The organism is Streptomyces sp. NPDC002004, assembly GCF_053593975.1.
The window spans coordinates 311,856-325,158 of record NZ_JBSFDP010000002.1 but is presented as its reverse complement, the minus strand read 5'-3'; the positions used below and the strand labels follow the sequence as shown (position 1 = coordinate 325,158).

Sequence of the window (13,303 nt, the reverse complement as noted above, 5' to 3'; positions counted from 1 at the left end):
TCGCGCCCGGTACCGGGCCTAGAGGATCACGTGGGGCAGGAAGCGGGCGTACTCGTCCGTGACCAGCCCCGACGACTCCCGGATGCCGAGCCCCGCCGCCTCGTCCTCGACGACCCACGCGCCGAGCACCACCCGGTTGCCGTCGAAGTCGGGCAGCGGGGCCAGTTCCTGGTAGCAGCAGGCCTCGTCCCGGCGCACGGCCGGGGCGCCCGGTTCGTGGACGGTCACCCCGGCGCCCTCGCGGCCGAGCAGCGGTTTGGCGACGTACCCGCGCGTCGTGGCCAGCTCGCGGGGGCCGTCGAGGTACGCGGGGAGCAGGTTCGGGTGGCCCGGGTACAGCTCCCAGAGGATCGCGAGGAGCGCCTTGTTGGACAGCAGCATCTTCCAGACGGGCTCGATCCACATCGTCGTACCCGTGCCGCCGCCGTTGTCGAGCGTGTCGAGGACGTGGCGGCCGAAGCGGTCGGTGGTGAGCCACTCCCAGGGGTAGAGCTTGAAGCAGCTGCGGATGAACCGGAGCTGTCGGTCGACGAAGCGGCCGGAGAGCCGGTCCCAGCCGATGTCCTCCATCGAGATCGCCTCGGTGTCGAGCCCGGCCTGTTCGGCGGTCTCGCGCAGATACGCAACGGTCATCAGGTCCTCGCCGAGCACGTCGTCGGAGGAGTGCGCGAAGTACAGCGGGCTGCCGGGCGGGAGCAGCGCGGCCTGGCGCTTCCACGCGGCGACGAGGCGTTCATGGAGCGAGTTCCACTGGTCGGCTCCGGGGAATCGTTCCTCCATCCAGAACCACTGGGGGCTCGCCGCCTCCACGAGCGACGTGGGGGTGTCGGCGTTGTACTCCAGCAGCTTCGCCGGGCCGCCCCGGCCGTCGTGGCGCAGGTCGAACCTGCCGTAGACGGACGGGAGTTCGGCGCGGCGCCGCCAGGCCTCGGCGACCAGCGAGGCGAGGCGCGGGTCGGTGATGCCGAGGTCCGCGAACCGGTCGTGCTCGACGATGTGCCCGGCCGCGGCCAGGCACATCACGTGCAGTTCCTGGACGACCTCCTCCAGCGCCTCGACCTCGGGCAGCGAGAAGACGTAGTAGGCGCTCTCGTCCCAGTAGGGGCGCAGGGAGTCGTCCGGGTAACGGGTCAGCGGGTAGACGAGACCCTGCTCCTCGACGGTGCGCTGCCAGTCGTCCCGGGGCTCTGTGGTGCGGCGTTCCACGGCTTCGTCCTCCGGCTCAGCCGCCGTAGCTTCCGTGTCCGCCGCCGAAGCCGCCGCGGTCGACGCCTCCGTGGTAGCCGCCGTGATGGCCGCTGCCGCCGCCGGAACCTCCGGATCCGCCGGAGCCCTTGCGGGGCCTGGTGAAGGAACCGCCGTAGACCCAGCCCTGCTTCTTGTCGCCGCCGTAGTACCAGGCGTCGTCCGCGTTCGACTTGACCGACGAACCGCTGCCGTTGCAGTTGCGGTCGGCGATGACCTTGTAGCCCTTGGCGACGTCGTAACTGTCGCGGTCCACGCAGCGCTTGTCGGGCTCGGACGAGCAGGCGGTCAGCGCCGCCGCGAGTATCCCCATCCCGCCGAGCACCACGGTGCCCGACCTCAGCTGCCGTCGTACGTCCGTCATCGTCCGCTCCCCCGTTGTGTGCCGTCCGGTCTCCTGCTGGTGACCGGCGCCCAGGGTAAGGAGTGGGTAAGGGCTTCGTACAACCGGTTCTCCCTCCCGGTCCTCAACTACAGTCCCTTTGTGCTGCTTGGAATGATCTGTGCCCTGGCCTCGGCGGTCTGCTACGGAACGGCGACGGTGCTGCAGGCGATGGCCACGCGCGCGGCGACCCGTCCGGCGGACTCCGCCGAGAGCTCGGGGGTCGACCCCGCGCTGCTGCTGCGCGCCCTGCGCCAATGGCGTTATCTGGCCGGCCTCGCGCTCGACGGCCTCGGCTTCGTCCTCCAGATCGTGGCCCTGCGCTCGATCCCGATCTACGCCGTGGGGGCGGCCCTCGCGGCGAGCCTCGCCGTGACGGCGGTGGCGGCGTCCCGGCTGCTGAAGGTGCGGCTCAGCGGCGTCGAATGGGGCGCCGTGGGGGTCGTCTGCGCGGGGCTCGCGATGCTGGCGCTGGCCTCCGGCGGCGAGGGCGAGCTGGGCGGGACGCCGGCCCTGCGCTACGCCATGCTGGCCACCGCCCTCGTGATCCTCGCGCTCGGCGCCACGGCCGGGCGACTGCCCGACCGGGGGCGGGCCCCGGCGCTCGGGCTCGGCGCCGGGCTGGGGTTCGGGGTCGTGGAGGTGTCGGTGCGTCTGATCGACGACGTGTCGCCCGCGAGCCTGCTGACCAACCCGGCGACGTACGCGCTGCTCATCGGCGGCGGCGCCGCGTTCCTGCTCCTCACCTCGGCGCTGGAGCGCGGTTCGGTCACCTCGGCCACTGCGGCCCTGGTCATCGGCGAGACGATCGGCCCCGCCCTCATCGGCGTCGCCTGGCTCGGCGACCGCACCCGCGAGGGGCTGACCTGGCTCGCGGTCCTCGGTTTCTCGGTCGCCGTGGCGGGAGCCCTGGCCCTGGCCCGCTTCGGGGAGGCCCCGGCCGAGGCCGCCGTCACACCGTGACGGCGACCCCGAACCGCCGGGTCCCGGGTCCGGGCGCCGGTCCGGCCGCAACGGCCGGGGACGCACCGGGCGTTCAGTAGGCGGCCTTGGCCATCCGCTTGCGCTCCCGCTCGGACAGCCGGCTGCCCGACTCCCGCCGGGCCATGCGGCGCAGCAGGCCGGGCGCCAGCAGGAAGCCCGCGACCGCCCAGGCCGCCAGCACGACGAGGGTCGTCATGTGCTGCCAGCCACCGGCCATTTCGTGCACCCGGGCACCGTCCGGCAGCAGGGCCGAGCGGACCCGCTGTGCGATCCAGCGCAGCGGGAAGAGGGAGGCCAGGTCCTGGAGCCAGCCGGGCAGGTTCCGCAGCGGCGTGAAGGCGCCGGAGACGAGCATCAGCCCCATCGTGGGCATCATGTAGACGGCCAGGGCCTCCCGGGCGGGCGGCAGCACCGAGCCGATGGCCGCACCGATCGGGACGACCGCCACGATCCCCAGGACGATCACCCAGCAGAGGGTCAGCCACCGGGCTGCGCTGCCGGGCAGGGGGGTGTCCAGGAGCAGCGCTCCGCCGACGAGCAGCAGCGCCACCGCGACGACGATGTTGACCAGGACGAACAGGGCCTTGGCCGTGAGATAGGCCGCCATGGCCCCCGGGATGCCCCGCAGCCGCAGCAGCGTCCCGTCCTCGCGGTCGCCGCACAGGAACTGCGGAACGGTCATCAGCCCGAACATGAAGACCGTGGCGCCCACACCGCCCGTGAGCATCAGCTGGGTGGCTTCGGGGCTGCCTCCGCCGGACCGCCAGGACGCCAGTACCAGGAAGAGCACCGGGGTCGTGAGGTACGAGAAGAGGTCCTTGCGGCTGCGCAGCATCTGGCGCAGTTCCAGCAGCCCGCGGGCGACCCCGAGACGGAAGGAGTTCACGACGCCTCCTCTGCGGCGCTGATGTCGGCGGCGACCATGCCCAGGTAGGTGTCCTCCAGGGTCGGGCGGCGCACCTCGAGTCCGGGTATGGGCCCGCCGTGCTGCTGGTGCAGCTCCCAGACGGCCTGGGAGGGATCGGGGGTCACGAGCCGGCGCGCGGCGCCGGTGTCGTCGGTCCAGCGGACCTCCGAGGCGGCGCCGATGGCCGCGGAGAGCTCCTGGAGTGTTCCGCAGGCGGTGAGCCGGCCGCGCTGGAGTATGCCGATCCGGTCGGCCAGTTGCTGTGCCTCGGCCATGTCGTGGGTGGTGAGCACGACGGTCATGCCGCGCTCGTCCCGCAGGCCGCGCAGGAGCGTGTGGAAGTCACGGCGGGCCTCCGGGTCGAAGCCCGTGGTCGGCTCGTCGAGGAAGAGCAGCTCCGGCCGGCCGACGATGCCCAGGGCGACGTCGAGCCGGCGGCGCTGGCCGCCCGACAGCTTGGCCGTCTGGTCCTCGGCCCGGTCCGCGAGGCCCACGATCCGCAGCAGGTCGTCCGGTGCGAACGGGTCGGGGTAGTAACGGGCCAGGTGCCCCAGGAGTTCGCCGACCTGCCAGCGGCCGTGATCGCGGCTGGACTGCAGGACGATGCCGATCCTGGCCCGCCAGGCCGCGTCGTCGGACTGCGGGTCCCGGCCGAGCACGGTCACGTCGCCCGCGGACCGGCGGCGGTACCCCTCGAGGATCTCGATGGTGGTGCTCTTGCCCGCCCCGTTGGGGCCGAGCAGGCAGAACAGTTCGCCTCTGCGGATGTCCAGGTCCACCCCGTCCAGGACGTCACGTCCGCCGTAGCGCATGCGCAGGCCGGTGGTCCGCACGACGGTGTCCCGGGTCTCGTTGTCGTTGCGGGGCGCACCATGCTCCGCCACGGACGGTTCCGTGGCGGGCGGGCGGCCCGTCTGTCGTACCGAATGCATTCATCTCCCCGTTGGTCACGGCCCGTTCGCGCAGCGCGCGAGGCCACGGAGCCCCTGTTCCCGGCCCGTGGCGTCGAGCGGCCGGACCGGTGATCTTCACCCTACGACGGGCGGCTCGGGGCGGTTCCCTCGGGCGAGACCCCGGCCGGTCCGCCGCGTCCGGGGCGGGGCGGGCACGGGCCCCACGGCCACGGCCGGCTCAGGGCAGCGCCCTGCACAGCGCGTCCAGCGCCCCGGCCCACGCGTGGTCCGCCGGGGTGCCGTATCCCACGACCAGCGCGTCCAGCGGCGCCGTGGCGGCCCCCGGGTGGCGGAAGCGGGACAGGCCCTGGACCGCAAGGCCCTGCCAGGCGGCGGCGCGCACCACGGAGTCCTCGGCGCCCTCGGGGAGTTCGAGGACGGCGTGCAGGCCCGCGGCGATGCCCCGGGCACGGACCTCCGGGGCCCGCTCGCGCAGGGCCGCGACGAGCTGGTCGCGGCGGCGCCGGTAGCGCAGCCGCACGGCCCGTACGTGCCGGTCGTAGGCGCCGGAGACGATGAACTCGGCGAGTGTCAGCTGGTCGAGCACTCCGCAGGACCGGTAGCCGGCGTTCGCGTCGACCACGTCGGCGGCGAGAGCGGGCGGCACGACCATCCAGCCGAGGCGCAGGCCCGGCGCCAGGGACTTGCTGGCCGTGCCCAGGTAGACGACCCGGTCGGGGTCGAGCCCCTGGAGGGCGCCGACCGGCTGGCGGTCGTAGCGGAACTCGCCGTCGTAGTCGTCCTCCAGGATGAGCGCCCCGGTGCGCCGGGCCCAGTCCACGGCGGCGGCCCGCCGGTCGGGCCGGAGCGGGACACCCATGGGGAACTGGTGCGCCGGGGTCGTCAGCACGGCGCCGCACCGCGGCGACGCCCCCAGTTCCCGTGTGGACGTGCCGAGTTCGTCGAAGGCGAGCGGCGCGGTCCGCAGACCGGAGCGGTGCAGCAGCTCCCAGTGCACGTCGAGGCCGTACGACTCGACGTGCACGTCCCGCACGCCGCGCTCGCGCAGCACCGCGCCGAGCAGCATCAGCCCGTGCGTGAAGCCGGAGCAGACGACGACCCGGTCGGGGTCGGCGCGCACGCCCCTGGCCCTGGCCAGATATCCGGCCAGGGCGGTGCGCAGCTCGACACGGCCACGCGGATCGCCGTAGCCGAGGGCCTCGTTGGGTGCGGCGGTCAGTGCCCGACGGGCCGCCCTGAGCCAGTCGGCACGCGGGAACGACGCCAGGTCGGGGGTGCCGGGCGTGAGGTCGTAGGCGGGCCGGCCGGGCGTACGACGGCGGGGCGCGGGGGCCGACGGCACGGGGATGTCCCGCTCGGCGACCCGGGTGCCGGAGCCCTGCCGCGCGGTGAGCCAGCCCTCGGCCACCAGATCGGCGTACGCGTCGGCGACGGTGTTGCGCGCGATGCCCAGGTCGACGGCGAAGACGCGCGAGGAGGGCAGCCGGGTGCCGGGGGCGAGGCGCCCGCTGCGCACGGCCTCGCGCAGGGCGTCCGTCAGCCCCCTGCGCACCCCGGAACCGGACGGTTCCAGATGCAGATCGACGCCGAGCGCCGCGGAAGTGGCCCATGATTCCGTCACGTAAATGGACCATACTCTTGGGCTGCCCCGTTCGTAGGCTCGCCCATATGACGACGAACGAGACTCTTGCGAACAGCACGTACGCCCCCGAGCACAGTCCGCGACTGGAGCTGGCCAAGCTCGCTCCCGACGTCTACAAGGCCATGGCCCGGCTGGACGCGGCGGCCCGCCAGGGCGTCGACCCGGTGCTCCTGGAGCTGGTGAAGATCCGCGCCTCCCAGCTCAACCACTGCGCCTTCTGCCTGGACATGCACACCAAGGACGCGCTCGCCGCGGGCGAGAGCGTGGAGCGGATCATCCAGCTCGGCGCGTGGGAGGAGTCGCGGCACTTCTACACCGAGAAGGAGCTCGCGGCGATCCGGCTGACCGAGGCGGTCACGGTCCTCACCGACGGCTTCGTGCCGGACGAGGTGTACGAGGAGGCGGCCGGGCACTTCGACGAGACCGAGCTGGCCCAGCTGATCTCCGCGATCACGGTGATCAACGCCTGGAACCGCTTCGCGGTCACCACGCGCATGGTGCCGGGGCACTACACGGCGGGAGACCACAGGTGACGGCCCGGATCCGCGGGGGGAGCACCCGGTGGTGACCCGTGCGGAGACGTTCCGCCGGCTGCATCTGCGGCGCCCGCCGGGTGACCCCCTGGTGCTTCCGGGTCCGTGGGACGCGGCCAGCGCCCGGGTGTTCGCCGAAGCCGGCTTCCCGGCCCTCGCCACGCCCAGCGCGGGCGTCGCTGCCTCGCTGGGCTACGAGGACGGGCTGACCCCGGCCGACGAGATGTTCGCGGCGGTCGCCCGGATCGTGCGGTCCGTCGGCGTCCCCGTCTCGGCGGATCTGGAGGGCGGCTACGGGCTGCCCCCGAAGGAGCTGGTCGAGCGGCTGCTGGAGACCGGCGCGGTCGGCTGCAACCTGGAGGACTCGGGGCCGGACAAGGCCCTGAAGGACCCGCACGAGCACGCCGCATGGCTGGCCGAGGTCCGGGCGGCCGCCGGTGACCGGGTCTTCCTCAACGCGCGCGTGGACACCTTCATCCGCGGCGTCGCCGACCCTGACCGGGCGATCGAGCGGGCGCGGTTGTACGTCGAGGCGGGCGCCGACTGTGTGTATCCGATCGGCGCGCCCCACGACGTCCTGCCGCTGCTGCGGGCGGGCATCGAGGGTCCGCTCAACGCGGCGGCGAAGCCCGACGGCGCCTCCGTGCGCGAGCTCGGCGAACTCGGCGCCGGCCGCATCACGTTCGGGCCCGGCCTGCAGCGGCTGGCCACCGAGTCGCTGCGCGGGATCACGAAGGCCCTCGGAGCGCCGTAGGGGTGCCGTGCGGAGGGGCACCGGGCCCGCGGGCCCGGCCCGGTCCGTGAGTCACCCCGGGCGCCCCGGCCGGTCCCGGGCGATACGGGGGTACGCCCGGGACCGGTCTCCGGCGGCTACTTGGGCATCCAGGCCCGCCATGTCGACTCGTGGGTCTCGACCCACTTCTTGGCCGCCGCCTCGGGCGTCAGCTTCTGGTCGGCGATCATCAGGGAGACCTGGTTCTGGTCCTCGGTCGTCCACTTGAACTTCTTCAGGAACTGGGCGGCCCTGCCCCCGTTCTTGGCGAAGTCGGCGTTGAGGTACTTCTGCAGGGGGGTGTGCGGGTAGGCGCAGGCGACCTTCTTGGGGTCGGCGTCGCAGCCCGTCTTGTACTCCGGCAGCTTCACCTCGGTCATCGGCACCTTCTTGAACAGCCACTGGGGCTCGTACCAGTAGCTGAGGAAGGGCTTGTGCTGCTTGGCGAACTGCTTGATCTGCGTGATCTGGGCGGCCTCCGAACCGGCGAAGACGACCTGGAAGTTCAGCTTGAGATTGCCGACCAGCGCCTTGTCGTTGGTGACGTACGACGGGGAGCCGTCCATGAGCTGGCCCTTGCCGCCGCTCTCGGCGGTGCGGAGCTGACCGGCGTACTTGTCGAGGTTCTTCCAGTCGGTCACGTCCGGGTGCTGCTTGGCGAAGTACGTCGGGACGAACCAGCCGATGTGGCCGGTGACCCCGAGGTCGCCGCCGGGCACGATCGTCTTCTTGTCCTTGACGTACCGCTTCTCCTGGTCGGGGTGGCCCCAGTCCTCCATGATCGCGTCGACCCGGTCCTGGCTGAGCGCATCCCATGCGGGGATCTCGTCGACCTGGACGGTGTCGACGCGGTAGCCCATCTTGTGTTCGAGCAGATACTTCGCGACGGCGACGTTGGACTGCGCGCCGACCCAGGACTGGATGGACAGGGTCACCGTGTTGGCGCCCTGCGCGTTGGCGAACGGCGACCTCTGCTTGGTCATGTCGGCGGCACCGCAACCGGAGAGGGACAGCGCGAGCGCCGTCGCGCTCAGCCCCGCGGTCAGCAGCTTCGTGCGTACGCGCATGTCACGCTCCCTTCTTCGCGCGGCGTTCGGTCGGCTGGGTCACCCGGTCGAGCATCAGGCCCAGGCAGACGATCGCGGCACCGGCGACCAGACCGGTCGCGAGGTCACCCCGGGCGAGCCCGGTGACGACGTCGTAGCCGAGTGCGCCACCGCCGACCAGACCGCCGATGATGACGACGGCGAGGACCAGGACGACGCCCTGGTTGACGGCGAGCAGGAGCGACCGGCGGGCCAGCGGGAGCTGGACCTGGCGCAGTTGCTGCCCGGGCGTCGCGCCCAGCGAGCGCGCGGACTCCAGCGCGGCGGGATCGACCTGACGCAGGCCCTGCGTGGTGATCCGGACGACGGCGGGGAGGGCGTAGACGACCGCCGCCGCCACGGCGGGGGCACGGCCCACGGCGAAGAGGGCGACGACCGGAATCAGGTACACGAACTGCGGCATAGTCTGGAAGACGTCCAGGACCGGGCGCAGCATCCGCTCGACGCGCTCGCTGCGCGCCGCCGCGATGCCGATGCCGAAGCCCAGCACGAGCGTGACCGCGACCGCCGCCAGCACCTGCGACAGGGTGTCGAGGGACGGCTTCCAGACGCCGAGCACACCGATCGCGGCCATGGCGAGGACCGCGGTGAGCGCGGTCCGCCAGGTGCCGATCACCCAGGCGAGCGCGGCGACGATCAGCAGGACCGACCACCAGGGCAGCCACAGCAGGCCGGAGCGCAGCGGGTCGAGCACCCAGGTCGTGAAGTGGCCCGCCCAGTCGGCGGTGCCGCCGATGTACGGGACGCCGCTGTAGAGGTGGTTGGTCATCCAGTCGACGGCGGTGTTGACGGGCTCGGCGATGTGCACCGTCCAGGAGCCGGGCCAGTCGAGCCGGCCGGCGATGCGGCCCACGACGGCCACGGCGACGACGGCCACCGCGGTGACGGCCCACAGCACACGGCGGTTCCCGGTGTCGCCCTCGTCGCTCCCGAGGCGCTCCCCCGCCGCTCCCGTGACCCGGTCCAGGACGACCGCGAGCAGCACGATCGGGATGCCCGCGGCGAGCGCGGCGCCGACGTCGACGGAGGCGAGCGCCTGGTAGACGCGGTCGCCGAGACCGCCGGCGCCGATCACCGACGCGATGACGGCCATGGACAGGGCCATCATGATCGTCTGGTTGAGGCCGAGCAGGATCTCCTTGCGGGCCAGCGGCAGCCGCGCGGTCAGCAGGCGCTGACGCCCGGTGGCGCCGAGCGAGGCGACGGCCTCCATGACGCCGTGGTCGGCGCCGCGCAGACCGAGCGAGGTGAGCCGGGCCATCGGCGGGGCGGCGTACACGACCGTCGCGAGGACGGCCGCCGGGACGCCGATGCCGAAGACCAGGACGACCGGCAGCAGGTACGCGAACGCCGGCAGCACCTGCATGGTGTCGAGTACGGGCCGCAGTGCGCGGTCCGTACGGTCCGACAGGCCCGCCGCGAGGCCGAGCAGTGCACCGAGCACCACGGACGCGACGACCGCGACCACCATGAGCGCCAGCGTCTGCATGGTGGGCACCCACATGCCCAGCAGTCCGCAGGCGAGGATCGCGACGGCGGTGCCCGCCGCGAGCCTGACGCCCGCGACCCGCCAGGCGACCAGGGCCGCCAGCGCGGTGACGCCGGCCCAGCCGATCGCGAGCAGCACGAGGTAGACGCCGCGCACGGACAGGACGACGGCGTTGGAGATGTAGCCGAAGAAGTACAGGAAGATCGGGTGGCTGTCCCGGTTGTCGATGATCCAGTCGCTGGTCTTGCCGAGCGGCCCGGAGACGTCGACGGTCAGCGCGTGCGGCCAGGTGCCGCTCGCCCAGTGCGCGTTGGCGAGCGGTACCAGGACGGCGGCGGCGACGGCGAGCATCAGCAGCTTGCCGAGGGTGCGGTGTCTCAGCAGCCCCGAGAGCCCGGCGGGCGCGCCGGCCGTACCGTCGGGGGCGGTCGTGGCGGCAGCCATCAGACCACCTCCTCACCGCGCGGGTCCGCGGCACCGGGCACCGTCCCGGCCGCCGTGGCGGCGGGCTCGTCACCGGTCTTGTCCACCGGTACGGCCTTCGGGCCGGGGCGGCCCGGGCGCGCGCCCGGGATCGCCTGTGGGTCACCGGCCGCGGCGTCCCCGTTCGAGTCCGCCGTGCCCGCCACCACGCCGAGCAGCTGCTCGTGGTCGACCACGCCGAGGCAGCGCCCGTCGTCCATGACGCGGGCGGGGAACCCTGTGCGGGCGACCGCCTCGATGGCCTCGGAGACCGTGGCGCCGGGAGCGACGGCCGGGCCGCGGCCCACCTCGTCGGAGTCCGCGGGGCGCATGGCCGTCCGTACGGTCATGACCTGCTCGCGGGGCACGTCCCGGACGAACTCCCGGACGTAGTCGTCGGCGGGCGAGCCGACGATCTCCTCGGGCGTGCCGAGCTGCACGATGTGGCCGTCGCGCATCAGCGCGATGCGGTCGCCGAGGCGCAGGGCCTCGCTCAGGTCGTGGGTGATGAAGACCATGGTGCGGCCCTCTTCGTGGTGCAGGCGGACGACCTCCTCCTGCATGTCGCGGCGGATCAGCGGGTCGAGCGCGCTGAACGGCTCGTCGAACAGGAGGACCTCCGGGTCCACCGCGAGCGCCCGGGCGAGGCCCACGCGCTGCTGCTGACCGCCGGAGAGCTGTCCGGGCCTGCGCTGCTCCAGGCCCTCCAGGCCGACCTTGGCGACGACCTCGGCGGCCTTGGCCCGCCGCTCGGTCTTGCCCATGCCCTGGATCTCGAGCCCGTAGGCGACGTTGTCGATGACCGTCCGGTGCGGCAGCAGCCCGAAGTGCTGGAAGACCATGGAGGCTCGATGTCTGCGCAGGTCCCGCAGCCGGTTCTTGTCCATGGCGAGGACGTCCTCGCCCTCCATGGAGAGCGCGCCCGACGTCGGCTCGATGAGCCGGGTCAGACAGCGCACGAGCGTGGACTTGCCGGAGCCGGACAGGCCCATGACGACGAAGACCTCGCCCTTGTGGACGTCGAAGCTGACGTCACGTACGGCGGCGGTGCAGCCGGTGCGGGAGCGCAGATCGGCCGGGGCGAGCCCCGCGAGGTCGGGGTCGCCGGGGATCCGGTCGGCCTTCGGTCCGAAGACCTTCCACAGATTCTGGACGGAGAAAACGGGCTGCGTGCTGGTATTCATCACGCCTCACCTCCCAGCAGCTCGGCACACTTTTCCCCGACCATGAGCACCCCGATCATCGGGTTGACGGCGGTCATCGTCGGGAACACGGACGCGTCAGCGATACGGATGCCGTCCAGGCCGCGGATCTTCAGCTCCGGGTCCACGACGGCGAATTCGTCGGTCGGCGCGCCCATCCTGCAGGTGCCCGCCGGGTGGTAGACGGTGTGCGCGACCTTGCGCGCGTACTCACTCAGCTCCTCGTCCCCCGTGACCTCGGGGCCGGGGGCGACCTCGCGCTTGAGCCAGCTCGCCAGCGGCTCGGCCTTCGCGATCTCACGGGCGATACGGATGCCGTCGACCAGGGTGCGACCGTCGTAGTCGTCCTCGTCCGTGAAGTAGCGGAAGTCGAGCGCGGGCTTCACCGACGGGTCGGCGCTGGTCAGGTACAGACGGCCGCGGCTCTTCGGCTTGGGGATGTTCGGGGTCATCGACACACCGTGGGCGGGGCGTTCGTAGCCGAGCCGCTCCGGGTTGTCGGTGAACGGGACCTGGTAGAAGTGGAACATCAGGTCGGGGCCCTGGTGTTCGGGGTCACGGCGCACGAAGAGGCCCGCGTCGCTGTCCATCGCCGAGTTCTCCGGGATGGGCCCGTCGGTCTCCCACACGATCACCGACTCGGGGTGGTCGAGCAGGTTCTCCCCGACGCCCGGCAGGTCGTGCACGACGGGTATGCCGAGCTTCTCCAGGTCGGCCCTGGGGCCGATGCCGGAGTGCATCAGCAGCCGCGGCGAGTCCACGGCGCCCGCGCACAGCAGCACCTCGCGCTCCGCGCGGACGAGGATCTCCTCGCCGTCCTTGGTGCGCACGTGCACGCCGTCCACGTGCGTGCCGTCCAGCTCAAGCCGGTACGCCCAGGTCTCCAGCATGATGTGGAGGTTGGGACGGTCGAGGAACGGGTGCAGATACGCGACGGACGCGCTGGACCGCTTGTTGTTCTCCGGGTGGTACGCCAGGTCGAAGAAGCCGACGCCCTCGTGGAACGGCTTCTTGTTGAAGCCTTCGACGCGGGGCACGCCGATGGCGTTCTGCGCGGCGTCGACGAAGTCACGGGCGATCGCGTTGCGGTCCTTCTCGTCGACGGCGACGACGTTGTTCCGGAGCCGCGCGAAGTAGGCCTCCATCTGCACGGCGCCCCAGCCCTTGGCGCCGGCGGCCTCCCACTCGTCCCAGTCGGACGGCAGCGGCTTGAACGCGATCAGCGTGTTGTGCGAGGAGCACCCGCCGAGCACCCGGGCGCGGCTGTGCCGGATGTGCGAGTTGCCGCGCGGCTGCGGGGTGGTCGGGTAGTCGTAGTCGAGCTCTCCGCCGAGCAGCCCCATCCAGCGGCGCAGGGTGAGGACGTCCTCACGGTCCACGTCGGTCGGGCCGCCCTCGATGACGGCAACCGTGACGTCGGGGTTCTCGGTGAGGCGGGATGCGATGACGGATCCGGCGGTTCCACCGCCGATGACCACGTAGTCGTAGGTCTGCTCGGGCTGGGACATCAGACGTGCTCCAAAAGGGGTTGTGCAATGGGGGGTACGTCGCGGGGCGTACGTTCCGGGGACCGTGGGGTGTGCGTCCCCGGGGTGCGCCGCGCGGGGTACGTCCCCCGGGGACCGGGTCAGGGTGGACACGGTCCCCGGGGGCTGCGGCTGCCGG

General features: G+C 72.5%; 12 protein-coding genes. 3 read left to right on the top strand and 9 right to left on the bottom strand.

Features of this window, described 5'->3' with window-relative positions:
* Positions 1 to 18: 18 nt before the first annotated feature.
* Both ACWCP6_RS04455 and ACWCP6_RS04450 read right to left on the bottom strand, forming a co-directional pair.
* Positions 19 to 1,206: a glutathionylspermidine synthase family protein gene (locus ACWCP6_RS04455; protein WP_450930815.1), complete on the bottom strand. Its 1,188-nt coding sequence runs from the start codon at positions 1,204 to 1,206 to the stop codon at positions 19 to 21.
* Positions 1,207 to 1,222: 16 nt separating this feature from the next.
* The gene (locus tag ACWCP6_RS04450) at positions 1,223 to 1,609 is read right to left on the bottom strand and encodes a hypothetical protein (RefSeq protein ID WP_450930814.1); all 387 of its coding nucleotides are present in this window, start codon (positions 1,607 to 1,609) and stop codon (positions 1,223 to 1,225) included.
* A gap of 132 nt (positions 1,610 to 1,741) precedes the next feature.
* Here ACWCP6_RS04450 and ACWCP6_RS04445 point away from each other — a divergent pair, with 132 nt between their 5' ends.
* Positions 1,742 to 2,590, top strand: coding sequence for a hypothetical protein (locus tag ACWCP6_RS04445; protein ID WP_450931102.1), 849 nt, complete (start codon positions 1,742 to 1,744; stop codon positions 2,588 to 2,590).
* Between the two features lie 73 nt (positions 2,591 to 2,663).
* On the opposite strand, the gene ACWCP6_RS04440 is transcribed toward ACWCP6_RS04445, so the two are convergent.
* From ACWCP6_RS04440 to pdxR, 3 genes are all read right to left on the bottom strand, one after another.
* Positions 2,664 to 3,497 carry an ABC transporter permease gene (locus ACWCP6_RS04440; RefSeq protein WP_450930813.1) on the bottom strand — a complete coding sequence of 278 codons (834 nt, stop codon included), beginning with the start codon at positions 3,495 to 3,497 and terminating at the stop codon, positions 2,664 to 2,666.
* On the bottom strand, positions 3,494 to 4,330 hold the full coding sequence (locus ACWCP6_RS04435; RefSeq protein ID WP_450931101.1) for an ABC transporter ATP-binding protein: 837 nt from the start codon (positions 4,328 to 4,330) through the stop codon (positions 3,494 to 3,496). Before ACWCP6_RS04435 ends, ACWCP6_RS04440 begins: the two co-directional genes overlap by 4 nt.
* A 319-nt stretch (positions 4,331 to 4,649) precedes the next feature.
* On the bottom strand, positions 4,650 to 6,053 hold the full coding sequence (gene pdxR, locus ACWCP6_RS04430; protein WP_450930812.1) for a MocR-like pyridoxine biosynthesis transcription factor PdxR: 1,404 nt from the start codon (positions 6,051 to 6,053) through the stop codon (positions 4,650 to 4,652).
* A gap of 47 nt (positions 6,054 to 6,100) precedes the next feature.
* Here pdxR and ACWCP6_RS04425 point away from each other — a divergent pair, with 47 nt between their 5' ends.
* Entirely contained in the window at positions 6,101 to 6,607 is a 507-nt protein-coding gene (locus ACWCP6_RS04425; RefSeq protein ID WP_450930811.1) for a carboxymuconolactone decarboxylase family protein, read from the top strand.
* 31 nt (positions 6,608 to 6,638) lie between these two features.
* Entirely contained in the window at positions 6,639 to 7,361 is a 723-nt protein-coding gene (locus ACWCP6_RS04420; RefSeq protein ID WP_450931100.1) for an isocitrate lyase/PEP mutase family protein, read from the top strand.
* 116 nt (positions 7,362 to 7,477) lie between these two features.
* On the opposite strand, the gene ACWCP6_RS04415 is transcribed toward ACWCP6_RS04420, so the two are convergent.
* The 4 genes from ACWCP6_RS04415 to ACWCP6_RS04400 are packed head-to-tail and all read right to left on the bottom strand — an operon-like array spanning position 7,478 to position 13,146.
* A complete protein-coding gene (locus ACWCP6_RS04415; RefSeq protein ID WP_450930810.1) occupies positions 7,478 to 8,446 on the bottom strand; it encodes an ABC transporter substrate-binding protein in 969 nt (322 codons plus the stop codon).
* 1 nt (position 8,447) lies between these two features.
* On the bottom strand, positions 8,448 to 10,418 hold the full coding sequence (locus tag ACWCP6_RS04410; RefSeq protein ID WP_450930809.1) for an ABC transporter permease: 1,971 nt from the start codon (positions 10,416 to 10,418) through the stop codon (positions 8,448 to 8,450).
* Complete coding sequence (locus ACWCP6_RS04405) at positions 10,418 to 11,620, bottom strand: quaternary amine ABC transporter ATP-binding protein (protein ID WP_450930808.1); 1,203 nt, start codon at positions 11,618 to 11,620, stop codon at positions 10,418 to 10,420. The genes ACWCP6_RS04410 and ACWCP6_RS04405 overlap by 1 nt, the downstream gene beginning before the upstream one ends.
* Positions 11,620 to 13,146, bottom strand: a complete 1,527-nt coding sequence (locus ACWCP6_RS04400) for a GMC family oxidoreductase (protein ID WP_450930807.1) — start codon at positions 13,144 to 13,146, stop codon at positions 11,620 to 11,622. Before ACWCP6_RS04400 ends, ACWCP6_RS04405 begins: the two co-directional genes overlap by 1 nt.
* Between the last annotated feature and the right edge of the window lie 157 nt (positions 13,147 to 13,303).

Bases quoted from the DNA above. Each gene is read 5' to 3' on its own strand.
- ACWCP6_RS04450 (WP_450930814.1), bottom strand. From the start codon at position 1,609: ATGACGGACGTACGACGGCAGCTGAGGTCGGGCACCGTGGTGCTCGGC.
- ACWCP6_RS04445 (WP_450931102.1), top strand. From the start codon at position 1,742: ATGATCTGTGCCCTGGCCTCGGCGGTCTGCTACGGAACGGCGACGGTG.
- ACWCP6_RS04435 (WP_450931101.1), bottom strand. From the start codon at position 4,330: ATGCGCTACGGCGGACGTGACGTCCTGGACGGGGTGGACCTGGACATC.
- ACWCP6_RS04425 (WP_450930811.1), top strand. From the start codon at position 6,101: ATGACGACGAACGAGACTCTTGCGAACAGCACGTACGCCCCCGAGCAC.
- ACWCP6_RS04415 (WP_450930810.1), bottom strand. From the start codon at position 8,446: ATGCGCGTACGCACGAAGCTGCTGACCGCGGGGCTGAGCGCGACGGCG.
- ACWCP6_RS04410 (WP_450930809.1), bottom strand. From the start codon at position 10,418: ATGGCTGCCGCCACGACCGCCCCCGACGGTACGGCCGGCGCGCCCGCC.
- ACWCP6_RS04405 (WP_450930808.1), bottom strand. From the start codon at position 11,620: ATGAATACCAGCACGCAGCCCGTTTTCTCCGTCCAGAATCTGTGGAAG.
- ACWCP6_RS04400 (WP_450930807.1), bottom strand. From the start codon at position 13,146: ATGTCCCAGCCCGAGCAGACCTACGACTACGTGGTCATCGGCGGTGGA.